At 51.2% G+C, this 24,785-nt stretch carries 19 protein-coding genes; 8 read left to right on the top strand and 11 right to left on the bottom strand.

The features are described from left to right. Together CIK87_RS10475 and pgk are read right to left on the bottom strand one after the other, a co-directional pair. On the bottom strand, positions 1 to 233 hold a 233-nt coding region (locus CIK87_RS10475; protein ID WP_144008187.1), incomplete at its 3' end, for a hypothetical protein. 372 nt (positions 234 to 605) lie between these two features. Beyond that, positions 606 to 1,856: a phosphoglycerate kinase gene (pgk, locus tag CIK87_RS10470; protein WP_022310215.1), complete on the bottom strand. Its 1,251-nt coding sequence runs from the start codon at positions 1,854 to 1,856 to the stop codon at positions 606 to 608. A 205-nt stretch (positions 1,857 to 2,061) separates the two neighbouring features. Here pgk and queC point away from each other — a divergent pair, with 205 nt between their 5' ends. After that, positions 2,062 to 2,721, top strand: coding sequence for a 7-cyano-7-deazaguanine synthase QueC (gene queC / locus CIK87_RS10465; protein ID WP_094387121.1), 660 nt, complete (start codon positions 2,062 to 2,064; stop codon positions 2,719 to 2,721). Positions 2,722 to 2,809: 88 nt separating this feature from the next. Here queC and radA read toward each other — a convergent pair whose 3' ends face one another. Beyond that, positions 2,810 to 4,213, bottom strand: coding sequence for a DNA repair protein RadA (gene radA / locus CIK87_RS10460; protein ID WP_022310212.1), 1,404 nt, complete (start codon positions 4,211 to 4,213; stop codon positions 2,810 to 2,812). A 94-nt stretch (positions 4,214 to 4,307) separates the two neighbouring features. Here radA and CIK87_RS10455 point away from each other — a divergent pair, with 94 nt between their 5' ends. Together CIK87_RS10455 and CIK87_RS10450 are read left to right on the top strand one after the other, a co-directional pair. Then, positions 4,308 to 5,189 (top strand): ABC transporter substrate-binding protein, encoded by an 882-nt coding sequence (locus CIK87_RS10455; RefSeq protein ID WP_022310211.1) that lies wholly within the window; start codon positions 4,308 to 4,310, stop codon positions 5,187 to 5,189. Between the two features lie 25 nt (positions 5,190 to 5,214). Continuing rightward, on the top strand, positions 5,215 to 7,446 hold the full coding sequence (locus CIK87_RS10450; protein WP_094387120.1) for a M48 family metallopeptidase: 2,232 nt from the start codon (positions 5,215 to 5,217) through the stop codon (positions 7,444 to 7,446). A 78-nt stretch (positions 7,447 to 7,524) separates the two neighbouring features. On the opposite strand, the gene thrA is transcribed toward CIK87_RS10450, so the two are convergent. From thrA to CIK87_RS10430, 4 genes are all read right to left on the bottom strand, one after another. Beyond that, positions 7,525 to 9,960 (bottom strand): bifunctional aspartate kinase/homoserine dehydrogenase I, encoded by a 2,436-nt coding sequence (gene thrA / locus CIK87_RS10445; RefSeq protein WP_094387119.1) that lies wholly within the window; start codon positions 9,958 to 9,960, stop codon positions 7,525 to 7,527. A 218-nt stretch (positions 9,961 to 10,178) separates the two neighbouring features. Further along, on the bottom strand, positions 10,179 to 12,161 hold the full coding sequence (gene rho / locus CIK87_RS10440; RefSeq protein WP_094387118.1) for a transcription termination factor Rho: 1,983 nt from the start codon (positions 12,159 to 12,161) through the stop codon (positions 10,179 to 10,181). A 166-nt stretch (positions 12,162 to 12,327) separates the two neighbouring features. Beyond that, positions 12,328 to 14,097 carry a 30S ribosomal protein S1 gene (gene rpsA, locus CIK87_RS10435; protein WP_094387117.1) on the bottom strand — a complete coding sequence of 590 codons (1,770 nt, stop codon included), beginning with the start codon at positions 14,095 to 14,097 and terminating at the stop codon, positions 12,328 to 12,330. A gap of 248 nt (positions 14,098 to 14,345) precedes the next feature. Further along, a complete protein-coding gene (locus tag CIK87_RS10430) occupies positions 14,346 to 14,741 on the bottom strand; it encodes an FKBP-type peptidyl-prolyl cis-trans isomerase (RefSeq protein ID WP_094387122.1) in 396 nt (131 codons plus the stop codon). Between the two features lie 321 nt (positions 14,742 to 15,062). Here CIK87_RS10430 and CIK87_RS10425 point away from each other — a divergent pair, with 321 nt between their 5' ends. After that, positions 15,063 to 16,364: an NCS2 family permease gene (locus tag CIK87_RS10425; RefSeq protein WP_022310204.1), complete on the top strand. Its 1,302-nt coding sequence runs from the start codon at positions 15,063 to 15,065 to the stop codon at positions 16,362 to 16,364. A gap of 37 nt (positions 16,365 to 16,401) precedes the next feature. Here CIK87_RS10425 and CIK87_RS10420 read toward each other — a convergent pair whose 3' ends face one another. The 4 genes from CIK87_RS10420 to CIK87_RS10405 all read right to left on the bottom strand — a co-directional run bounded on the left by CIK87_RS10420 (position 16,402) and on the right by CIK87_RS10405 (position 20,903). Further along, positions 16,402 to 16,833, bottom strand: coding sequence for a BT0820 family HAD-type phosphatase (locus CIK87_RS10420; protein ID WP_022310203.1), 432 nt, complete (start codon positions 16,831 to 16,833; stop codon positions 16,402 to 16,404). Between the two features lie 65 nt (positions 16,834 to 16,898). Further along, the gene (locus tag CIK87_RS10415) at positions 16,899 to 19,403 is read right to left on the bottom strand and encodes a tyrosine-protein kinase (protein ID WP_094387116.1); all 2,505 of its coding nucleotides are present in this window, start codon (positions 19,401 to 19,403) and stop codon (positions 16,899 to 16,901) included. Between the two features lie 13 nt (positions 19,404 to 19,416). After that, positions 19,417 to 20,289: a glucose-1-phosphate thymidylyltransferase RfbA gene (gene rfbA, locus CIK87_RS10410; protein ID WP_094387115.1), complete on the bottom strand. Its 873-nt coding sequence runs from the start codon at positions 20,287 to 20,289 to the stop codon at positions 19,417 to 19,419. Positions 20,290 to 20,303: 14 nt separating this feature from the next. Beyond that, positions 20,304 to 20,903, bottom strand: a complete 600-nt coding sequence (locus tag CIK87_RS10405) for a sugar transferase (RefSeq protein ID WP_336385642.1) — start codon at positions 20,901 to 20,903, stop codon at positions 20,304 to 20,306. Between the two features lie 494 nt (positions 20,904 to 21,397). On the opposite strand from CIK87_RS10405, the gene CIK87_RS10400 reads away from it, so the two are divergent. The 4 genes from CIK87_RS10400 to rny all read left to right on the top strand — a co-directional run bounded on the left by CIK87_RS10400 (position 21,398) and on the right by rny (position 24,267). Continuing rightward, a complete protein-coding gene (locus tag CIK87_RS10400) occupies positions 21,398 to 22,024 on the top strand; it encodes a hypothetical protein (protein WP_022310199.1) in 627 nt (208 codons plus the stop codon). A gap of 67 nt (positions 22,025 to 22,091) precedes the next feature. Further along, the gene (locus CIK87_RS10395; RefSeq protein ID WP_022310198.1) at positions 22,092 to 22,385 is read left to right on the top strand and encodes a hypothetical protein; all 294 of its coding nucleotides are present in this window, start codon (positions 22,092 to 22,094) and stop codon (positions 22,383 to 22,385) included. Positions 22,386 to 22,394: 9 nt separating this feature from the next. Continuing rightward, positions 22,395 to 22,700, top strand: coding sequence for a cell division protein ZapA (locus tag CIK87_RS10390; protein WP_022310197.1), 306 nt, complete (start codon positions 22,395 to 22,397; stop codon positions 22,698 to 22,700). 31 nt (positions 22,701 to 22,731) lie between these two features. Then, the gene (gene rny, locus CIK87_RS10385; RefSeq protein ID WP_022310196.1) at positions 22,732 to 24,267 is read left to right on the top strand and encodes a ribonuclease Y; all 1,536 of its coding nucleotides are present in this window, start codon (positions 22,732 to 22,734) and stop codon (positions 24,265 to 24,267) included. Positions 24,268 to 24,785 lie beyond the last annotated feature (518 nt).

The following is a 24,785-nucleotide window of genomic DNA, read 5'->3' as shown; positions in this document are numbered from 1 at the left end:
TATAAGAGACAGACTTTCACCACCTCCGCACCCACCTTCAGCACCCCCGCACCCACCTTCACACCCCCCGAGCACACGCTCGCCAAATTTGTGACCATCTCCAGCAGAATTATGATGACCTTCAGCAAATTTATGATGACCTCCAGCAAATTTATGATGACCTTCAGCAGAATTATGATGACCTCCAGCAGAATTATGATGACCTCCAGCAAATTTATGATGACCTCCAGCAAAATTATGATGACCTTTAGCAAAAATGTGACTACCTCTACTTTTCTCCGCGAGTATATTCGTTAATCTCTGTGACCACCATCCCAACTCTCCAGACCCTCTCGGGCGGTTCGTAACGTTTGGTGCGGAAGCGCGCGTTGTTTGAAACGGATATTCGTATCAAGCGGTGCGGAAGCGCGTGCCGTAAGATACGCGTCGCCAACCGTGGTTGCCACGGCGGCAAAGACATGAGAAACAATGACATGGATGGCTGCCTGCGATGTAGGGGTAATCAGAGGTGGAGCGGGGCAGACTGCAGGGATAAAGAAAAGGCGGAAAGGTCACTCTGCGACCCTTCCGCCTGATATGATACTAATGATATAGGATATGCTGGTTTAGCCCTCGATAGCAGCTACGCCGGGGAGCACCTTACCCTCGATGGCCTCGAGCATAGCTCCACCACCGGTAGATACGTAAGATACCTTGTCGGCCAGGCCGAACTTGTTGACAGCTGCAACAGAGTCACCGCCACCTACGAGTGAGAATGCGCCATTCTCCTGGGTAGCCTGAGCAACATACTTGGCAATCTCGCCAGTACCGTGAGCGAAGTTCTCCATCTCGAATACGCCTACAGGACCGTTCCACAGGATGGTCTTAGACTCGAGGATAATCTTCTTCCAGTGCTCCAGACTCTCCTCAGAGGCGTCCATACCCTCCCATCCGTCGGGGATGTTGAAGATGTCTACCACCTTGCGGTTGGCGTCGTTGGCAAATCTGTCGGCAGCAACGGTAGCTACAGAGAGGCTCAGGTTTACACCCTTCTCCTTGGCAGCAGCCATTACATTGAGTGCCTCGGGCATGAGGTCGTCCTCGTGGAGAGACTCGCCGATGTGGCCACCCTGTGCCTTGATGAAGGTATAACCCATACCACCACCGATGATGAGGTTGTCTACCTTGTCGAGCAGGTTCTTGATGACACCGAGCTTAGAGCTTACCTTAGAACCACCGATGATGGCGGTGAAGGGGTGCTGGGCGTTCTTGAGCACGTTGTCGATGGCTGTTACCTCTTTCTCCATGAGGTAGCCCAGCATCTTGCTGTCGGCGTCGAAGTAGTCAGCGATAACGGCGGTAGAAGCATGCTTGCGGTGAGCTGTACCAAAGGCGTCGTTAACATATACATCAGCGTAAGAAGCGAGCTTCTTGGCGAACTCCTTCTGGCGAACCTTCATTTCCTTCTTGGCCTCGTCAAACTCAGGTGTACCCTTCTCTACGCCTACAGGCTTGCCTTCCTCCTCGGGATAGAAACGGAGGTTCTCGAGCAACAGTGCCTCGCCGGGCTGGAGGGCAGCAGCAGCCTCGCTGGCGTTACCGCAGTCGGGAGCAAACTTAACCTCAACACCGAGAGCGGCGCTTACGTTCTTTACAATCTGACCCAATGAAAGCTCGGGCTTAACCTTGCCTTTGGGCTTGCCCATGTGGCTCATCATGATGAGGGCACCACCATCGGCAAGTACCTTCTTCAAGGTGGGCAGAGCACCACGGATACGGGTGTCGTCGGTTACGTTGCCATTCTCGTCCAGTGGCACGTTGAAATCTACACGGACAATTGCCTTCTTACCGGCAAAGTTGAATTGATCGATTTTCATTTCGTTTGTATTTTAATGATTGGTTATATTATCTGTATGCAAAGTTAGTGCTTTTTTTGATGATAAAGTCATTACACCTTAATAATTTTATACGGATGGGCCAAAAAAGTAGTGCCCTCGATGATGAAACCAAAAATAATCGGGAACAAAACGATGGTATTAACCATTTATTGTCTAATTTTGCAGGGTGATAACAATAAGCAATATGAACAAAGATTCTGTTTTGATAGTAAGTGGAGGCATGGACAGCATCACCATGCTCTATGAATACAAGGAGCGTATAGCGCTGGGTATCTCGTTTGATTATGGCAGCAATCACAATGCGCGTGAGATTCCCTTTGCCGCCATGCACTGCGAGCGCTTGGGCATCAAGCATATCGTAATCAATCTGGGATTTATGCACCAGTATTTCAAGAGTTCGCTCCTGGAGGGCGCCGAGGCCATCCCCGAGGGCAACTATGATGAAGAGAATATGAAATCGACCGTTGTGCCCTTCCGCAATGGCATCATGCTCTCGATAGCGGCAGGTGTGGCTGAGTCGAACGGGCTGAAATATGTGATGATGGCCAATCACGGCGGCGACCACACCATCTACCCCGACTGCAGACCTGAGTTTGTCAGCGCCATGTCTGAAGCTACGCGGCTGGGAACCTATCCCGGCATAGAGGTGCTGGCTCCCTATACCGGGATTACCAAGAGCGACATAGCCCGCCACGGCAAGGCGTTGGGCATAGACTATGCCGAGACCTGGAGCTGCTACAAGGGTGGCGAGCATCACTGTGGCAAGTGTGGTACCTGTCGTGAGCGCATCGAGGCTCTGGCCGATGCCGGCATCGAAGACCATACCGTCTACGACGAAGAATAACGGGAGAGGCGTATAAACAGCAAGAGCACCTTGGGCTATCCATTACGGTATGCCCAAGGTGCTCTTGCTGTTGTCGGAGGTGAAGGCTCTATCCGAAAAGGACGCGCAGGGCTTCTTCGACCTTACGCACGGGATGGAGCTTGATATTGTATTTGTGTGGGTTGACGCTCTTCAGATTGAGGGCGGGGATGACGATGTCGGTAAAGCCCAACTTCTCGGCTTCGGCGATGCGCTGCTCTATGCGGTTGACGGCACGCACTTCGCCGCTGAGCCCCACCTCGCCACACATGCACCATCCAGCCTCGATGGGGGTGTCTACGTTGCTGGACAATACGGCGGCAATCACGCTGAGGTCCATCGCCATGTCAGTGACTCTCAGTCCGCCGGCGATATTGAGAAACACGTCTTTCTGCATGAGCTTGAATCCCACCCGCTTCTCCAATACGGCGAGCAGCATGTTGAGTCGGCGCTGGTCGAAACCCGTGGCCGAGCGCTGGGGAGTGCCATAGGCTGCCGACGAAACCAGTGCCTGGGTCTCCAGGAGGAAGGGGCGTACGCCCTCGATGGCTGCACTGATGGCTATGCCTGACAGCCCCGCGTGGTCCTCGGTGAGTAACAGTTCTGAAGGGTTGCCCACCAGACGCAGACCGTCTTGCTCCATCTCGTAGATGCCCAGTTCGGAGGTGCTGCCAAAGCGGTTTTTGATGCCGCGCAGGATGCGGTACATATAGTGCTGGTCGCCCTCAAACTGGATGACAGCATCTACGATGTGTTCCAGCGTCTTGGGGCCGGCGAGCGAACCCTCCTTGGTGATGTGTCCGATGAGGATGACCGGTATACTGCTGGTCTTGGCAAACCGCAACAGTGAAGAGGCGCACTCACGTATCTGAGTCACACTGCCAGGGCTTGACTCGGCGTCGTCGGTGGATATGGTCTGTATCGAGTCGATGATGACCAGCTGGGGCTTGACCTCCTTGATGCAGGCGAAGATATTCTCGAGCGACGTCTCGCAGAGTATGCTGATGTGGTCGAGGGCACTGTTGCCCTTGCCGATACGCTCGGCGCGCATCTTGATTTGGTGCGGGCTCTCCTCGCCAGACACGTAGAGTATATCCATATCGCTCATGCGTAGGATGGTCTGCAGGGTGAGGGTAGACTTGCCTATGCCGGGTTCGCCACCCAACAGGATGATGCTGCCGGGCACAATGCCTCCACCCAATACACGGTTGAGCTCGCTGTCGTGGGTGTCGATGCGCGGGTCTTCCTTGGCGGCGATGTCGCGGAGTCGCAGGGCATGGCTGTGGCCCTCGCCCACGCTGCGGTGGGCATTGAGCGTCTGCGCAGCCGACTTGGCGGCAGTGGTGCCCGTATCGGCTGAGATACGTATCTCTTTGAACGTGTTCCACTTGTGGCAATTCGGACATTTTCCTATCCATTTCGCCGATTCCTGTCCGCACTCCGAGCAGACGTACGCTATCTTGTCTTTGGCCATTGTCTTGTATATTGATTACCACAAAAGTACTAAGTTTTTTTATTGTATCAAAAAATATTGCTACTTTTGCATATAAATAAATATGTGAATACAGATGAAACATAAACCAATATTCCTGCTTGCTGTCATTGTCTTGCTGTCGGCTTGCGGCCAGTCGTATGAAGAGAAAGTAAGACTCAGCCGGGCAGAAAGAGCCCGATTGGCGCAAGAGGAAGCGGCTGCGCTCAAGGTGGCGGTGCTACCTACGCTCGACTGTATGCCTGTGTATCTGGCCAAACAGAAACACTGGTATGACAGCACGCAAGTGGACTTGAGGCTGAAGGTGCGTAATGCGCAGATAGACTGTGACACGGCGCTCAAAGGCAAAAGCGTGGAGGTGGCAGTGACCGACCTGAAGCGTGTGGAGCATATGACCAAGCACGGGGTGGGGCTTCTGACGATGGGGCCTACCGATGCCTACTGGCAGTTGATAGCCAACCGCACGGCGCGTGTCAAGACGGCGGCGCAGTTGGGCGACAAGATGGTGGCGATGACCCGCTACTCGGCAACCGATTATCTTACCGACAAGGCCCTCGACGGTGTCAAGACCTCTGCACCAGTATTCAGGGTGCAAATCAATGATGTACTCATAAGGCTGGATATGCTGAAAAACAACGAAATGGATGCCATGTGGCTGACAGAGCCACAGGCCACGACAGCCAGGATGTTCAAGCACACGGTAATCGAAGACAGCCGGAAGATGAAGGAACATCTGGGTGTGGTAGTGGCAGGTGCCCATCTGATGAAGGACAAGAAGCGCGTGAAGCAGCTCACCGCGTTTGTCGAGGGATATAACAGAGCCTGTGATTCGCTCAACCACTATGGCGTAAAGCATTATGCCGACCTGGTGAAGGCGGTCTGCCATACCGATGGCAAGACCATAGACAGGCTGCCCAAGTACTCTTACCCGCACATCGCCCTGCCCAAGCAGCGATAAGCAATCACTCTAAGACACAGTGGCTATGGATAATGCCATACAGACAATACTGAAAGATTTCAACGCTCATCGGCGGCTTTCAAACACATTGACCCGCCTGTCAAAGTTGATAGAACAACAGGCATTGTATGCCTTTTCGGGTGATGTCGATGAAATACGCCGCAACTATGACCTGATGCTCGACTTCATGCGCCGTGGATATACCGACGAGCGTCGCAATGACTTGTATGACGAAATGATTGGCAAAACCTATAGGCTAATCCAGAACATACAGGTAGAACTCAAGAAAAAAGACAATCCTTCCTATCATGACGCCGCCTATCGGCTGGCGTCCAGTCGCATTGATTTCGACCCTGACGCTATCAGGCAGCGGTTGGAAGACCATGTGGCTGATATGGCCATGCTCTCGCTCGAGGCGCCCGAGAGTCGGGAAGAACATCGGCGGCAGTTGCTGCAGGCGCACGATGCGTATATGGAGCGCCTGTTTGACCATATCCTGCTGTCCAACCAGTGGAATGATGCCGACGCGTCGTTCTACAGGATGCTGCTCACCTCGCCCGCCATCGATACGGTGGATGCCCAATGGATAGTGGGTGCCATCATGCTGGCCTGCGTCAACGTCTTCGACCTGAAGAAACTGGAGGTGCTGGCGGCGGTCTATGTGGCTGATGTGGCAGAAAGCGTGCGCCAACGGGCACTGGTGGGCTGGGCCTTGTCGCTCGATGGCAACCAGACGCTGATGGTGGAAGGCCAGAAGCGCACGGTGGATATGATAGTAGAACACGACAAAGGCGTGGAGCATCTCAAAGAAATGCAGATACAGCTCATGACCAGCGTCAATGCCCTGTATGATGATGAGTGTATCAAGCGCGATATCATGCCTACGCTGCTCAAGCAGGGGAATATGGATTTGGCCCAACTCTCCAAGGATATCACCCAATCGTCGGACCTTCATGACATCCTGCATCCGGAGGATTCGGAAAACATGATGAGTGAAGTGGAGACGGTCATGAACCGAATGAAAGAGATGGCAGCCAAAGGGCGGGATATCTATTATGGCGGTTTCTGTCAAGCCAAGCGCTATAGCTTCTTCTCCAAGTTAAGCCACTGGTTTGAGCCGTTCTTCTGGGACAACCCATCTGTAGACTCGGGAAGCGCAGAACCGGAAGATGCCCGTGAGGTGATAAAGAGCATGCTCTCCGCACTTCCTTTCTGCGACAACGACAAATACTCTTTTGTCATCTTGTGTTCCAAGATGATGACCCAAGTGCCCGCTAATCTGCGCAAGGCAATGATTGAAAACAAGGGCGGCGTCATGCCGATGGCTGCTGAAGACATGACATCGGCTTCGTTTATCCGCCGCAATTATCTCCATGACCTTTTCCGTTTCCATCAGTTGTATGCGATGAAGGACAACTTCGTCGATTGTTTCAGGATGCGTCAGCGGCCTGATGTGGTCAATGTCTTCGTTGCCGACGACCGTCTCTTCGGCGACACGGATGGTTATAAGGAAATGTGCTATGACGCCTTGCGCTTTATGGATAGCATGGACACGCGCAAGGACGAACATTATCTCACCACAGTGCTGACTCTGCTTGCAGCAGTGCCAATGCCATTGAGACTGTCTGACCGTCTGTTTGTAGCCCACTACCTGTGGCAGCATGGCGACAAGACTACGGCTGCGACGATGTATGATGTGATGGCGGCTGAATATCCCGACAATGAGTATGTGCTGCGTGGCGCCGCCCATAGTCGTCTGGACCGCAAGGACTATCTGGCAGCACTGAGTTGCTATGACCGTCTGGCATGCATCCATGAGGACAATGTGAACTATCTGCTTAACCGCTCTCTGTGTCTGGTGATGTCGGGCAGGGTGGAGGAGGCTATGCCGACATTGCACAAACTGTACTACAACAATCCCGACAACATGGATGTGGTGCGTGTGATGCTGTGGGGCATGATGAACCAGGGCAACAGCGAGCAGGCTGTGGCTGAGTATGAGAAGCTATGTGCCAAATGTCCTGACAATGCCGATGACCGTCTGAACTATGGGTACAGTCTGTGGTTGTCGGGACGAGTGGCAGAAGCCGTGGAGGTGTTCAGAGCCTATCTCGCTATGGCAGGCAGGCGCGACAAGGGTACAAGCCGTAGCATCTATTCCTCGTTTGAGGCCGACATAAACTTGCTGCAGAGTCAGGGCATCGACGAGACCGCCATGCACCTGATGGCCGACGCGGTGGATGTGTGTCCAGAGTAATCGACACATACATATATATACGCTAAGAGGGTACAAAGTGATTGGCTTTGTACCCTCTTAGCGTATAGTGACTACTAATCAGATGTTGGCTATAGACATGATGTTGGCAAAGACTCCGGCTGCGGTGACCCCGGCGCCGGCTCCATAGCCCTGTATAAGCATGGGGAACTCCTTGTAACGATCGGTGGTAAGCATCACGATATTGTTGGAGCCCTGCAGATTGTAGAAGGGATTGCCCTTGGCCACCTCTTTGAGAGAGACCTTGGCCGCACCGTTCTCCATCTCTGCCACGAAGCGCCAACGCTTCCCCTCGGCTTCCAGTTGCTGACGCTTGGCTTCAAACTGCTTGTCCAAAGAGGGCAGCTTGGCCCAGAAATCGTCGGTACTGCCCTCAAACATCTGCTGGGGGATAAAGAGGTGCTTCTCTACGTCGGCCTGCTCTATCTGATAGCCGGCCTCGCGGGTGAGGATGACCAGCTTGCGTATCACGTCGGTGCCACTGAGGTCGATACGGGGGTCGGGCTCGGAATAGCCGTTCTCCTTGGCCAATCTTACGGTCTCGGAGAATGGGACGGTGGCAGACAGTTCGTTGAAGATGTAGTTGAGCGTGCCACTGAGCACCGCCTCAATCTTGAGTATCTTGTCGCCTGAGTTGCGCAGGTCATTGATGGTGCCGATGATGGGCAGTCCGGCTCCCACATTGGTCTCAAAGCGATAGATGACGCCACGCTCCAGCGCCGTGTTCTTCAGTCGGATATAGCTCTGATAGTCTGACGAAGCCGCAATCTTGTTGGCGGCAACCACATTGATGTTGTGCTCGAGCAGGGTCTGGTAAATCTGTGCCACATCCTTGCTTGCGGTGCAGTCGACGAACACGGAATTGAAGATGTTCATTCCCAATATCTTCTCCTTCAACAGTTCTATATTGCTTGGCGATGACTGTTGCAGCATCTCTTTGTAGTGGCTGAGATCCAGTCCGTCGCGGTCGAAGATGGCATTCTTGGACGAGGCTATTCCCACGACATTGAGCTTGAGGCGCGAGTGCTCCTTGAGTTCTTCATACTGGCTGCGTATCTGCTCGATGAGCATGCTGCCTACGGTGCCGATACCGCAGATGAAGAGGTTGAGCACCTTATAGTCGGACAGGAAGAACGAGTCGTGCAAGACGTTAAGCGCCTTGCGCAGAGATTTGCCTTGGATGACAAAGGAGATATTGGTCTCAGAGGCTCCCTGGGCACAGGCGATGACAGAGATACCGCTACGTCCCAGCGTGCCAAACAGTTTGCCCGCCACGCCAGGCGTATGGCGCATGTTTTCGCCGACGATGGCCACCGTGGCAAGTCCGCCTTCAGCGTGCATGGGAAACATGGCTCCGGTCTCTATCTCCTTGGCAAACTCGCTGTTCAACACGTTGACAGCCTCTTCGGCATCGGCGTCGCGGACACCGATGGAGGTGGAGTTCTCGGATGAAGCCTGGGAAACCATGAACGCGGAGATGCCACCGTTGGTCAGTGCGGTAAAGATGCGCTGGTTGACACCGATGACGCCAACCATAGACAGACCCGCCACAGTGATAAGCGTGGTGCCACTGATGCTCGAAATACCCTTGATGGGCTTGAAGTCATTGGCTATCTGCTGCTTGATGATGGTGCCCGGGTTTTCGGGGTTGAAGGTGTTCTTGACCTTGATAGGGATATTCTTGACGCAAACAGGGTAGATGGTGGGCGGATAGATGACCTTGGCGCCGAAGTTGCAGAGCTCCATCGCCTCGATGTAGCTGAGCTCGCTGATGGTATAGGCGTTTTTGATGACGCGCGGGTCGGCGGTCATAAAACCATCGACATCGGTCCATATCTCCAGCACGTCGGCATCGAGCGAGGCGGCGATGATGGCGGCAGTATAGTCGGAGCCGCCACGACCCAGATTGGTGATGTCATGGGTGTCGCGGTCGCGGCTGATAAAGCCGGGCACGATAGAGATGCGCGAAAGGTTGGCAAAGGTTTCGCACACACGCTTGTGGGTCAGGTCGCTGTCCAGGATGTGGCGGCCGTTCTTCTGCTCGGTGACGATGAAATCGAGGGAGTTGACACGGCGGGCTCCGCGTATCATGGCTGCAACGATGTGGGAGCTGATGCGCTCGCCATAGCTGACGATGGTGTCGTAAGATTTCTTGCTGAGGTCGTGGACCAGATAAACGCCGAAGAAGATGCTCTTCAGCTGGTCTAATAATATATCAATGGTAGCAAAAAGCTGCTCGCGTGCGGTGTTGTCAGTAATGACGGTGTCAATCATCATGTAATGACGGTCAACGATTTCGTCGAATGACTGTTTCCACTTGTCGTCGCCGTTCTCAGCCAGTTTGGAGGTGGCAATCAGTTTGTCGGTGATACCTCCCAACGCACTGACGACGACGATGACGGGCTGGCGTTTGGCTTCCTTTTCAACAATGCTTTTTACACTCAGAATACTCTTGACGGAACCTACTGATGTACCGCCGAATTTCAATACTTTCATATCCGGTCAATATGTTTATGTGGTTATTATTGTGCATCCCCGCTACGAATGGGGCGGTGCAGAACTTAGGTACAAAGTTACAGAAAGTCTTGGGCAGGACAAAGGATATGACCATGTTTTTTTGCTTCGTGAGCAGTTAATAGAAGTTTATATACGCATCGAGGGAACTGTCTCGTAAAGACGGTTCCCTCGATGATAGTCGTAATATGTATTGCTGCTTATCCGTTCATGGCAATCAAGAACTCGTTGTTGTCCTTGGTTCTTACCATAGTATCGTGGATTTCGTTCATAGCCTCGAAAGAGTTCATGTCGCTGAAATGCTTGCGCAATACCCACATGCGGTCGAGCGTAAACTGGTCTTGCAGCAGGTCGTCGCGGCGTGTGCTTGATGCCACCAGGTTGACGGCAGGGAAGATGCGCTTGTTGCTGAGTGAGCGGTCGAGCTGCAACTCCATGTTGCCGGTACCCTTGAATTCCTCGAAGATAACCTCGTCCATCTTGCTGCCGGTGTCGATGAGAGCGGTGGCAATGATGGTGAGCGAACCGCCGCCTTCGATGTTGCGCGCGGCTCCGAAGAAACGCTTGGGCTTCTGCAGGGCATTGGCGTCGACACCACCGGTGAGCACCTTGCCAGAGGCAGGGGAAACGGTGTTATAGGCGCGGGCCAGACGGGTGATGGAGTCGAGGAAGATGACAACATCGTGGCCACATTCGACCATGCGCTTGGCCTTCTCGAGCACGATGCCGGCTATCTTGACATGGCGCTCGGCAGGCTCGTCAAAGGTAGAGGCGATAACCTCGGCATTGACGGTGCGGGCCATGTCGGTAACCTCCTCAGGACGCTCGTCGATGAGCAACATCATGAGGTAGGCTTCGGGGTGGTTGGCTGCTATGGCGTTGGCGATATCCTTCATCAGTATGGTCTTACCTGTCTTGGGCTGGGCCACGATGAGGGCGCGCTGTCCCTTACCGATAGGAGAGAAGAGGTCTACTATGCGGGTAGAGAGGTTGGTCGTGGCGCGGTCGCCACAGAGTGTAAATTTCTCGTCGGGGAAGAGTGGGGTAAGGTGCTCGAACGGGATGCGGTCTCTAACTTCTGCGGGCTCGCGTCCGTTGATTTTGTCTATGCTGGTAAGGGGGAAATACTTCTCGCCCTCATGGGGTGGACGTACATGGCACTGGACTACATCGCCTGTCTTCAGTCCGTAATGCTTCACCTGGGCGTTGGAAACATAGACATCGTCAGGAGAAGAGAGGTAATTGTAGTCGCTGGAGCGCAGGAAGCCGTAACCGTCCTGCATAACTTCGAGCACGCCATTGGCAGTGATGATGTCGGAGAAGTCGTATTTGGTAACATTCTCCTGCACGGGCTGCTGGTATGACTGTACGGTATTGTTGACGGGAGTAGTGGGGTTGTCGAACATGTCGTAGGTGGGCACGACGCCTTCGTCTTCGATAGGCAGGTCGTGGGTGATGATGAAATCGGTGCCATCACCGGGGTCGCCTTCCCATACGTCGTTGGTAACCATCGGGCTGTTGTCGATGTTCTCGTTGTGGGCGTTGATTTTTGCCTGCAACTTGGCTATCAGTCCTTCGCTGTCGCCCTCTTCTGCAGCGGGCTGATCGCCCATGGCAAACTGGGCTTCGGGAACGAAGTCGGCTTGCTCTGCCTGGGGCTCTTCTACCTGCTCGGGAGCTTCGGGCTCACTGGCTTGGGGTGTCTCTGCCTGAACAGCTGTAGCGGGCTCCTCGGTAGCGGGCTCGTCCTTTACGGGTGTTTCTTCTGAAGGAGTGGCTTCGTCGGCCTCTTTCTTGGTGGTCTTGCGTGTGCGACGCTTGGGCTTCTCGATAGGCTCTTCATCAGCCACGACTGGAGTCTCGGCGTCTTTGTTGAGCAACTCTTCGTTGGCAAAAAGTCCGGGTTCTTCCTTGTGGGTGTTGATGTTTTTCTTCAAGTCGAAGTTCTCGCCTTCTTTCCCATTCACGGTATATACTTTGTCGCTTTCCTTCTTGATGATGCGTGTTCTACGGCGTTTGGCTCCAAGTGGATTTTTATTGCCTTCGTCTTCTGCCTGCTTGTCCAGAATGGCATAGGCGAGGCTCTCCTGGTCGCTGTTGCCTGTGGTCACAGCACCCATGCTGTGCGCAATATCCAACAGTTCAGGAATAGCTTTTGCTATCAGTTCTTCTTTGCTATACATATATATTAATATGTGATGTGGTTATATAAAATAATGTTTCAAGGGATGAAACATTCTTGGTACATCTTAAATGTGTCTGCAAAGTTACTAATAATCGTTGGAATAAAAAAGAAAGCCCGCAAAAATTTTGCGGGCTTTCTTTATTTTTTAATGGGTTAGGCTGATATTACTCGCCCTTCTCCATCTTCTGCTTCAGTTCGGCCAATACATCGAGGTCGCCGAGTGATGTGCTGGCAGCAACGTTGTTGATAACAGGAGTGTCCTGCTTCTTGGCAGCGTGCTTGCGTACGGGCTTAACCTCTTCCTTCTCATCCTCGAATGTACGAGAGTGTGAAAGGATGATGCGGCGAGAGTTCTTGTTGAACTCGATAACCTTGAATGGGAGTTCCTCACCGAGCTTAGCCTGTGAGCCGTCTTCCTTAACCAAGTGCTTGGGAGTAGCGAAGCCTTCACCACCCTCGTTGAGAGTGATAACGGCACCCTTGTCCATCATCTCGGTAATCTTGCCCTGGTGTACAGAACCTGCAGTGTACAGAGTCTCGTAAACATCCCAAGGATTCTCCTCGAGCTGCTTGTGGCCGAGGCTCAGACGACGGTTCTCCTTGTCTATCTCGAGTACAACAACCTCAATCTCAGCGCCTACCTGTGTGAACTCAGAAGGATGCTTAACCTTCTTGGTCCAAGAGAGGTCAGAGATGTGGATGAGGCCGTCAACACCTTCCTCAAGCTCTACGAAGATACCGAAGTTGGTGAAGTTGCAAACCTTAGCGGTGTGCTTGCTGCCGATAGGATACTTGGTATCGATGCTCTGCCATGGGTCTTCCTTGAGCTGCTTGATACCGAGGCTCATCTTGCGCTCCTCGCGGTCGAGGGTCAGGATAACTGCCTCTACCTCGTCGCCTACGTGCAGGAAGTCCTGAGCTGAGCGGAGGTGCTGGCTCCAAGACATCTCGCTAACGTGGATAAGACCTTCAACACCGGGCTGAATCTCAACGAATGCACCGTAGTCAGCGATAACGACTACCTTGCCCTTGACGTGGTCGCCTACCTTCAGGTTGGCATCCAGAGCCTCCCATGGGTGGGGAGTAAGCTGCTTCAGACCGAGAGCGATACGCTTCTTCTCCTCATCGAAGTCGAGGATAACAACGTTGATCTTCTGGTCGAGCTCTACTACCTCGTGAGGATCGCTTACGCGGCCCCAAGACAGGTCGGTGATGTGGATGAGTCCGTCAACACCGCCGAGGTCAACGAATACACCATAAGAGGTGATGTTCTTAACAGTACCCTCGAGTACCTGACCCTTCTCAAGTTTAGAGATGATGTCCTTCTTCTGTGCCTCAAGCTCGGCCTCGATAAGAGCCTTGTGAGAAACAACCACATTGCGGAACTCCTGATTGATCTTGACAATCTTGAACTCCATGGTCTTGCCTACGAATACATCGTAGTCGCGTATTGGATGAACGTCAATCTGGCTACCGGGCAAGAATGCTTCGATTCCGAATACATCAACAATCATACCACCCTTAGTGCGGCACTTGATGTAGCCCTGAATAACCTCGTCGTTAGCGAGAGCCTCGTTAACACGGTCCCAGCTCTTGGCCAGGCGTGCCTTCTTGTGAGACAGAACCAACTGGCCCTTCTTGTCCTCCTGGTTCTCAACGTAAACTTCAACCTTGTCACCTACCTTGAGGTCGGGGTTGTAGCGGAATTCAGAAGCGGGAATGATACCATCGCTCTTGTAACCGATGTTAACGATAACCTCTTTCTTGTCAGCAGAGATTACGGTACCTTCTACTACCTGATGCTCTGTAACCTTGTTGAGGGTCTCGTCGTAAGCCTTCTGAATGTCGTCAATGTTTGAGCCTGCATTAGTGCCATTCTCAAACTCGTCCCAATTGAAGTCTGCCAACGGCTGTACGTTCTTAAAATCTGACATAAAATTAATAAATGAAATAAATAAAAAAGTTAGACATTATGTTAATTAACTCGATGATAAGGTGAGTAAACACCAAATCGGTTGCAAAATTACTAATTTTCAATGTGAAACGGGGAACTATATCCGTTTATTTGTTCGCGATTTTGGTTTTTTTAACAATGATGGTGCCGATGATGGCCATGATGGTCTCCGAAACAGGAGGGTTGGCCATTGGTCAGACTGCCTTGATGGGGCAAAAGTGGCTTGTATCAGCCGATTCCCAAGAGTTCAATCTCGAAGATGAGGGTAGAACCGCCAGGGATTCCGGGTTGGGAGAATTTGCCGTAGCCCATCTCTGCCGGGATGTACAGTTCCCACTTGTCGCCGACGACCATCTGCTGCAGTGCCACAATCCAACCGTCTATTAGGTCGCAGAGCCTGATGGCCAGTGGCGTGCCGCCATAACTCGAGTCGAAGGTATGACCGTCGATGGTGGAGCCGCGGTAGTGGGCTGTGATGATACTTCTGGGTGAAGGGTGGGTAGTGCCTTCTCCGCTGTGGATGATGCGATAGTACACACCGCGCGGCAACTGGAGTACGCCTTCTTCGCGGGCTTTGTCTTCCAGCCATGCCTTGTTTTTCTCTATGTATGCTCTCTTTGCCATAATGAATGTTTTTTCGACTGCAAAGGTATACATAATAACAATCATATTGGCATAAAAGTCAAGAATAATAGTGGCTAAGGTGCTGAAGATGGCGGCTTTGCGATAGAGAATAAGGGCCACAGGTAGTTGGAGCTGCGCTGAAGGTGTGGGGGCGGAAGAGTGAAACGCCCGTCATATAAAATAAGGTGGAAATGAAGCGCCAAGTAGCAGGATAAGTGGTTTTTATGAATATTCTTGGTTATTCTTTTGCCTGTTTTGGCGTTTCTTATTATTTTTGCATCATCATTAAGCAGATGTATAATCCTAATTTATAGTGAATTAATGAATATTTTAACCAAAGCCCTTGGATTTGATAGTGCCAAGGCAAGTGTGCGCACGGAGGTTGTGGCCGGCGCTACCACTTTTCTGACAATGAGCTACATCCTTGCTGTCAATCCTGCAATTCTGGCCACTACGGGTATGGACAAAGGCGCTCTCTTCACAGCCACAGCCCTCGCGGCGGCCATTTCCACCCTGTTGCTTGCGTTCATGGCCAAGTTGCCGTTTGCCCAAGCTCCAAGTATGGGTCTCAATGCCTTCTTTGCCTTTACCATGTGTCAGGCTATGCACCTGTCGTGGCAACAGTCGTTGGCGGCATTGGTTGTAGAGGGCGTAGTCTTCATCCTCATCACGTTTATGAACGTGCGTGAGAAGATTCTGGACAGCATCCCTCGCAACTTGCGCTACTCCATTTCGGCGGGAATAGGTATGTTTATAGCCTTTATCGGACTGAAGAACGCCGGCATCGTGGTGGCCAATCCCGACACCTTTGTGGCTTTGGGCAATTTCACCCCCGAAGCTATCCTGGGTATCGTGGCCATAGTGCTGAGCGGAGTGCTCACAGCCCGTAGAGTGAAGGGCGCTCTCTTCATCGCCATCATCATCGCTACTCTGGTAGGTTTGCCGATGGGCGTGACGGTGATGCCTGATGGGTGGCTGCCTGTGTCGGAGCCCCACTCGGTAGCGCCGATTTTCTGCCAGTTTGATTTTGATGGTTTCTTCAATATCAATATGCTGGTGGTCATCTTCTCGCTGCTTATCATCAATATCTTTGATACCGTGGGTACGCTTGTGGGCTTGGCTGAGAAAACTGGTGTGGTGCGCCCCGACGGCTCTATTCCTCGTGTGAAGGAAGCCATGCTCAGCGATGCCATCGGTACTACCTGTGGAGCCATGTTGGGTAGCAGTACCGTCACTACATATATCGAGAGTGCTTCGGGTATAGCCGAGGGTGGTCGCACGGGTCTCACCTCACTGGTTACCGGATTCCTGTTCATCGCAGCCCTCTTGCTGTCTCCGCTTTTCCTGCTCATTCCTTCGGCTGCGACAAGTGGTGCCCTGGTTATGGTGGGCGTGCTGATGATTGACTCGGTGAAGAAGATAGAACTCAATGATGTCACCGAGGCTTTCCCTTCGTTTATCACTATGATTACGATGGTGTTGTGTTATTCCATAGCCGATGGCATCTGCTTGGGCATCTTGAGCTATGTAGTGATGAAGGTATGTACTGGTAAATTTAAGAATATAAGCGTCACGCTGGTGATTCTCTCGCTCCTGTTTATCCTGAAGTTTGTAGTGGGATAGACAGAGGACGATATAAAAAAAAAAGAAACATTGGTGGTTAGAATTGCCACCAATGTTTCTTTTTTTGTGTTTCGTTTTCTCCTCTCAGGCTTCTGCGCTCTTCGCGCATGATGTCGTGCCATGTCTTGTTGTAGTGTATCATCTGGTAAATCTGTCCCCAATCGGGCAGACCGCCGATGTTACGGTCATCAATCCACATGTCTACTTTCAGCTTGCGGGAGAAGTGATTGTTCCATTCTTGTTTTTCTTCGGGATAGTCTTTGTTGATGGCGTAAAACTCAACGCCACGCTCGCGGCACCAGTTGACGGCTTCGTCGAGAAGCGCACCTTCGCGGACAGTCCACAGTATCAGTTTGTGATGCTCCTTGATAAGCATCTTCAGCGTCTCTGTGGCAAACGGAAGTTCTTCGCCAATCTTTGGATACTCGTGGGTGACTATCGTTCCATCAAAATCTACGGCTATTGTCATAGTCTCTTATACCTATTTATATATATACGCGCGTGAGGAGGCTGGCGGCTGACCCGCCAAGCACCTTAGTGCTTGACGGAGTCGTCGTTGGCGTCACCATAGTGACTCTTGCTGTAATTGCCATAAGAACCGTATGAACCATACGAGCCCTTGCCATATCGGCCGTATCTGCCATAGTGTCCGTATTTGCCATACTTGCCATAGCCATAGTAGTAGCCATACTTCTTCTTGGTCATGTCTACGCCGTTGAGGACAATGGACATGTTAGGCAGCTTCTTGGTTTCCGAAAGTTCGTTGATGAGGTTGAAGCTCTCCTTGGCGGTATAGTCGGCGCGGCACATGTATACCGTGGCGTCGGCTACGCGGCCAATCTGAAGCGTATCGGTAACCAGACCCACAGGGGCGGTGTCGATAAGGATGTAATCATAGTGATCCTTCAGTTCGTTGATAATGTCGTCGAGGCTCTTGCGGGCTACCAATTCTGCGGGGTTGGGAGGAATGGGGCCAGCCATGAGCAGCTCCAGATTGCTGTTTACCTCTGAAGGCAGTATCTGCTTGCTGATGTCGGCCCAAGTGGGATGCTCCTTGACCAGAAGGTTGGTAATACCGTGTACCTTGTCATTAATCTCAAACAACTCGGCCAGTCGGGGCTTGCGGATGTCGAGTCCCACGAGCAGTACCTTCTTGCCCAGCAGTGCGAAACTGATGGCGAGGTTGGCGCAGTTGAAGGTCTTGCCTTCGCCCGAAGTGGTGGAGGTGAAGAGGATGACCTTCTCGTCTTCCTTCATCATAAACTGCAGGTTGGTACGCATCGAACGGAAGATTTCTTCCATCATATTGTTCTTGTTCTCGTGTACCACGATGTCGGCCTTGGTCTTGGCGCTATCGCTGGCCACAGCCACGTCGGCGATGATAGGCAGCTTGGTGAGCTTCTCCACATCGTCGTGTCCCTCAATCTTGTAGCGCAACAGCTGGATAAGGAAGAGCACACCGGCGGGAATACCAATGCCCAATACAAAAGAGATGAGCAATATGATGCTACCCTTAGGACTGATTTTGCCCAACACCTCGGGAGTGTCGATGAGTTTGCCTTTGTCCACGGTTGATGCCAGAGAGATGGAGTTCTCTTCGCGCTTCTGCAGCAGCATCACATACAGGGCAGACTTCACTTCCTGCTGGCGGCCAATCTGTGTAAGGATGCGCTCCTGCTCTGGAGTCTCAGTCATCTTGCCAGAGTTGCGGTTCAGCTCGCTCTCAATCTTGTTGAGCTGCATCTCGGCATTGAACTTGGCCTGGTTCATGGCCACGCTGATGCTGTGGCGGAGCTCGTCAAGCTGATTGGTAAGAGGGATGACGGTGGGCGAAGACTCAGAGGCGCCATTGAGCAGACGGCTGCGATTGAGAGAAATCTCGTTGTATTTCGTGATGAGCGAGGTTACGGCTACATCGGCGATACCCACATTGGCAGGCAGCACGGCGTAGTCCTTGCTCGAATTCATAGTCTCGCGCAGGCTGTTGATAAGTTCAACCTGCATCTGAGCCTCAGACAACTTCTGCTGGTATTGGCTTGCGTTGAGTACGTTCTGGCTTGCATTGAGCTTGATGTCAACCAGCTGGTTGCGCTTCTTGTAGCTCTCCAGAGACCCTTCGGTGCTGCCCAGCTCGGCGTTGAGCTTTTCGATACGGTTGTTGATAAACTCCTCGGTACGGCGAGCCACCTCATTCTTGTCCTCATTGGCCTGGCGGTTGTAGACTACGGCCAGCTGGCGCAGATAGTCGGTAGCGCGCATAGGCACTTCGTCGTTGAGTGTGAGCTTGGCGATGGTGGTCGTCTTGGATGTGGGAGATACGTTGAGCGACTTCTGATACTTGTATGACATCATGTGGGGAGACACGATAACTGCCTTCATGATGTCGCCTTCGCGCATCTGGGGGCAGGCATTGCGTGAGAGGGTAATCACACCTACTTTGGTACCGAAGGTGGCTGGCAGGTTCTTGAATTTCTTGTCTATCTTGTATTCCACGCCCTTGGTACCCTCTACGAGAGGCTTGGTGTAGGTGCCTGTCACGTTGTACTGTCCATTCTCATACTTGATGGTCAGCTTCACGGGAGCCTTCAGCATCTCCAGGTGAGTGGGGTCTACATCCACATTGACGGGATTGTTGTGGTAGGCTATCTGTGCCTTAATCTTACCTTTTATATAATAGGTAGTGTAGAGCTTCAGGTCTCTTGCTGCCTGTTCGGCCAGCAGACGCGAGGTGATGATCTCCATTTCGTTGTCAAAACCGTCACTTGCCTCCATGAATCCCAGGTTGGCTGCCTGGGCAATGCGGCTGCCGGTGCGGCTGCGTGCATTGTTGTCATCATTCTTGATGAGCATCTTGGTGGTGGCTTGATAGACAGGTGTGGTGTAGCGCAGATATACGGCTGCGATTCCTACACAGATAATCACAGAAAGTAAGAACCATTTCCAATAGAGTACGGCTATCCGGATAACATCTTGATAGTTCAGCGAACTCTTCTCCTGGTCTCGAATTTCTTCGGGCATTCCATTTTTTACGTATTCCATTTTATTTAAGTTTTTATTTTGTCAATGATAAGAGGTATTGTCCGTATTGGTTTTTGAGCATGGGCTTGGCCAGTTCTCTGAGCTGGTCAGCGTCTATCCATCCCTGCTTGTAGGCGATCTCTTCGAGACAAGCCACTTTGAGGCCTTGGCGCTTCTCTATTACCTCGATGAAGGTACTGGCCTCGCTCAGACTGTCGTGGGTACCGGTGTCGAGCCAGGCGAATCCGCGCTGGAGGGTAAGCACCTTCAGCTGATGGCGGTTGAGATATTCCTGGTTGACGGTAGTAATCTCGAGCTCGCCGCGAGCACTGGGCTTGATGTTTTTGGCTATCTCTACCACGCTGTTGGGATAGAAGTATAGTCCCACAACGGCGTAATTGCTCTTGGGATGCTGTGGCTTTTCCTCGATGGAGAGGCAGTTGCCATCGGCGTCAAACTCAGCCACGCCATAGCGCTCTGGGTCGTTGACGTAATAACCGAAGACGGTAGCCATGCCGTCTTGCTCTACATTGGTGACACTCTGGTGGAGCAGGCCACTGAAGCCGGCTCCATAGAAGATGTTGTCGCCAAGGACGAGGCAGACGGAGTCATTGCCGATAAACTTCTCGCCGATGATGAAAGCCTGGGCCAGTCCGTCGGGGCTTGGCTGCTCGGCGTATTCAAACTTGACGCCCAGTTCGCTGCCGTCACCGAGCAGTCGGCGGAAGCCTGGGAGGTCGTAAGGGGTGGAGATGATGAGAATCTCGCGTATGCCAGCGAGCATCAGAGCCGAGATGGGGTAATATATCATCGGCTTGTCAAAGATAGGTATCAGCTGTTTGCTAATGCCTTTGGTTATGGGGTAGAGGCGAGTGCCTGAACCGCCAGCAAGTACTATACCTTTCACCTTGTTATTTCGTTTTAGATATTATTCTGTCTTCTCTTGCAGAAAGTGACTACCACTGTGCGATAGAGTATCCATAGGTCTAATCCTATTGACCAATGCTTGATGTACCATATGTCGTGTTTCACTCTCTCTGCCATTTGCCACACCTCGGGAGTTTCTCCGCTCAGTCCCAGCACCTGTGAATATCCCGTAATGCCGGGCTTGCAGCGATGACGGTCCATGTAGTTGTCTATCAACTGGGTGTATTTTCTGGTGTGGTAGAGCATGTGGGGGCGTGGGCCGATAATGCTCATGTCGCCCTTGATTACATTGATGAAATTGGGGATTTCGTCGATATGTGTGCGGCGCATGAAACTGCCAAAGGGGAATATGCGTGGATCATTGGCTGTGGCCTGAAGTGTGTCGCACTCGTCATTCAGACGCATGGTGCGAAACTTGTAGCAGACAAATGTCTTGCCGTCAAGACCGGTGCGCTCCTGCTTGAACACTATGGGGCCGCGGCTCTGCATCTTGATGATTAGCGCGATGATGGGCAGGAAGGGTAGGGAGATGATACATACCAATAGACCAGCAAACAAGTCGAATGTACGCTTTATGGTTCTGTTGGACAACATTAACAAGGGATTTTTCTGGTCCTCTGCTATTGCTTCAGTTTTAAGGGTGTTTTCGACTGTGCTTATATGTTGTGGCATGTTGTATGGTTTTTGTTTCTGCGGCATCGATTATGACCATTGTGCAGCTATGGCAATAGCATGGGCTTATATCGTGCGTAATCTATGCAAAGGTAATATAATAATTCGGATTTCTCCTTATTATAATTAAAAAAAATCATCGTCGGCCATTTTTTTTTGATGGCAGGAAAAACTCATGGTGCGATTGCTTTTCTATCTGGTTGGTCTCATGCAACTTTAAGTTGTGCTTCCGGTTCCCCTTATGAGTTTCACGGAGAGGCCATGGGAAGGTCAGCTCAGTGCCTGCCACTGCGATACATTGGTATTATGTCCGAAGAAATACGTTAAATAATTTTGACAATTGGCGAGTTTGTTGTAATTTTGTGGCTGTTAATGGCAATTGGGCCATTATTTAATTAAAAACTTAAGTAATTATAATGGGAATATTTTCAAAATTATTCGGAAATAAGTCAACGGAAAAGAAAACGGGCGGAATGGAAGACTACATGACGCTCATCAGGGTGTACTTTCAGGCATCGATAGCCAGCCAGCTGGGTATCAACAATCTTGCCATGCTGCCCGACTTGCGTATGTTCAAGACGACGCTGCATGTGCCCACCCAGAACAATAAGTTGGGTATTGGTGAGAAGAGCCACTGCAAGAAGATGCTCAAAGAGCTCTACAAGGTTGACGACCTCTTCTTCAAGGAGATTGATGCCAGTATTCGTAAGAACTGCCGTAAGATACAGGACGTACAGGTGTACCTCGTACAGTTCCAGGGCTTTACCCAAGACCTGATGATGCTGATGGGTAATCTCATGAAGTTCAAGCTGCGTATGCCTTCTTTCTTCAAGGGCGCCATCTACTCGATGACCGAGAAGACCGTGAAGGAAATCTTTACCAAGAACGACTACAAGGATGCAGGAGTTGTCAAGGTGGTGCTCAATATCCGCCAGTACAACAAGCGTCTCTCGTTCTCTGAAAAGTGGATTACCGGATTTGTCTATCAGGTGGTGATGTTGGCCAAGAAAGAGCCAAAAGCCAAAGAAGAGGCAGCTAAATAACAAAAAACGAGACATTTCTTTGGATTTTACAGATTATTCATATAAATTTGTAAACTAAACATAGGTTATGGATGCTACTGAGAAAACATTGACGCTGTTTACGACACGTATGCGACAGATGATTCTCCGTTTTGATGAACTCAAAAAGGAGAAGACCCGTCTTGAGGATATGCTGTCCGAACGCGACGCTAAGATAGCCGAACTTGAGGCTCGGTTGGCTCAGGCTTCCATGGACTATGAGAGTTTGAAGATGGCGAGGATGATTGAGGTCACCGACGGTGATGTCGAAGGAGCGCAGAAGCGCATATCCAAGCTCATCAGAGACGTTAACAAGTGTATCACGCTACTGAGCGAAAAATAACGCGAAGCGATGGGTGAGTCAGACAAGGAAAAATTGCGTATTAGGTTACATGTCTACGATACGGATATGACAGTGACTATTCCTCGGGCAGAGGAAGAGTGCTATCGTGCCGCAGCCAAGCTGATAACCGATGTTGTAAACAATTACTCTGCTGTCTATAAAGACCGCAAGGGTGAGAAGGAAATATTATATATGGCTCTGATTGATATATCTCTCAGATATCAGAAGGAAACCAGAAAACACGATATATTGCCTGTTACCGACATCCTTACCAAGTTGACTTCCGAAATCGAAGAAGCGTTGGATAGCGAGTAAGGAATTAAATTTTATATACATAATACTAAAAATGGTAATTACATTGATTATAGTGGCCGTAGCTCTCGTCGTGGGAGTATTGGCTGGTTATATGATTTTCCGTTATGTCATTAAGGGAAAATACAATGAAATGGTAGCGGCAGCCTCTAAGGAAGCCGAAGTGGTAAAGGAGAAGAAACTGCTTGAAGTCAAGGAGAAATTCCTCAACAAGAAGAGTGAGCTGGAGAAGGAGGTGCAGCAGCGCAACCAGAAGATTCTGCAAAACGAGAACAGGCTCAAGCAGCGCGAGATATCTCTCAACCAGCGTCAGGACGAGATAGGCCGAAAGAAGCAGGAACTCACCCAGCTTCAGCAGCGTATAGACAACGAGAAGAAGCTGATGCTCGTAAAGCAGCAGGAACTTGAGAAGATGCAGGAGCAGGAGCGTGCCAAGCTCGAAGAGCTCTCTGGTCTGAGCGCCGAGGAAGCCAAGGAACGACTGATAGACAGCCTGAAGGACCAGGCCAAACTTGATGCCGCCAGCTATATCAACGAGATTGTAGACGAGGCCAAGCTCAATGCCAACCAGCAGGCCAAGAAGATTGTCATCCAGACCATCCAGCGTGTGGCTACCGAGACTGCTATCGAGAATTCGGTGAGCGTGTTCCATATTGATAACGACGAGGTTAAGGGTCGTATCATCGGTCGCGAGGGTCGTAATATCCGAGCCCTTGAGGCTGCTACAGGCGTCGAGATTGTCGTCGACGATACCCCCGAGGCTATTGTCATCTCTGCCTTTGACCCCATCCGTCGCGAGGTTTGCCGTCTGGCTCTCCATCAGCTGGTTACCGACGGCCGTATCCACCCCGCTCGTATCGAGGAGGTTGTGGCCAAGGTCAAGAAGCAGTTGGACAATGAGATTATTGAGACTGGTAAGCGTACGGTTATCGACCTGGGTATCCACGGTCTGCATCCCGAGCTGGTGCGTATCGTCGGCAAGATGAAGTATCGCTCTTCTTACGGACAGAACTTGTTGCAGCACGCTCGCGAGACAGCTAACCTCTGTGCGGTTATGGCTTCAGAGCTGGGACTTAATCCTAAGAAGGCCAAGCGTGCCGGTCTCCTGCACGATATCGGTAAGGTGCCAGACGAGGAGAGCGAGCTGCCCCACGCACTCTATGGTGCTAAGATAGCAGAGAAATATAAGGAGAAGGCAGATATCTGCAATGCCATCGCCGCTCACCATGATGAGACTGAGATGGAGAGCCTGCTTGCTCCTATCGTTCAGGTTTGCGATGCCATCTCTGGTGCCCGTCCCGGTGCCCGTCGCGAGATAGTCGAGGCTTACATCAAGCGTCTTAACGACCTTGAGGCTATAGCTATGAGCTACCCTGGCGTGGTTAAGACTTACGCCATCCAGGCAGGTCGCGAGTTGCGCGTGATTGTCGGTGCCGACAAGATGAGCGACGAGGAAAGCATCAAGCTCTCTGACGAGATTGCAACAAAGGTTCAGAACGAGATGACCTATCCTGGTCAGGTTAAGATTACGGTTATCCGTGAGACCCGCAGCGTGGCTTATGCCAAGTAATAGGAAGCAAATTATAGCATAATTAATAATGAAGTCCCTTGTCAGATTGATGGCAAGGGATTTTTTTGTATTGCTTTTACTGTGCCGTTTGCCAACTACGCAAGCGTGGAGTGTATCTCCATAAGCGTGGAGGTTAATTTTGCAAGCGTGGAGAGTATCTCCATAAGCGTGGAGGTTAATTTTGCAAGCGTGGAGAGTATCTCCATAAGCGTGGAGGTTAATTCTACAAGCGTGGAGAGCCACTCTATGAAGTAGGTAGTTGTCTTCGGCGTGCATACTCAAAATACCTACTTTTAGGTATTGCACCATTTGGACATCCTTTTTATCTTTGCAACAAATATAGGCTTCACTTTGTGTTAAACCCAAATCGGTCATTAGAAAAATTTTCTTGTCATTTTCTAATGACCGCCATTAGAAAAACAGCTTTGTATATGCTTGATTTATAAATATTTACTAACTTTACCACGAAAAAAAGAATATACTCCGATGCGAAACTGTGACATAAAGTTTGTAAATAA

Origin of the sequence: Prevotella sp. P5-64, from assembly GCF_002251285.1 — a bacterium.
Taxonomy (GTDB): domain Bacteria; phylum Bacteroidota; class Bacteroidia; order Bacteroidales; family Bacteroidaceae; genus Prevotella.
This window is presented reverse-complemented; position numbering and strand designations above follow the sequence as displayed.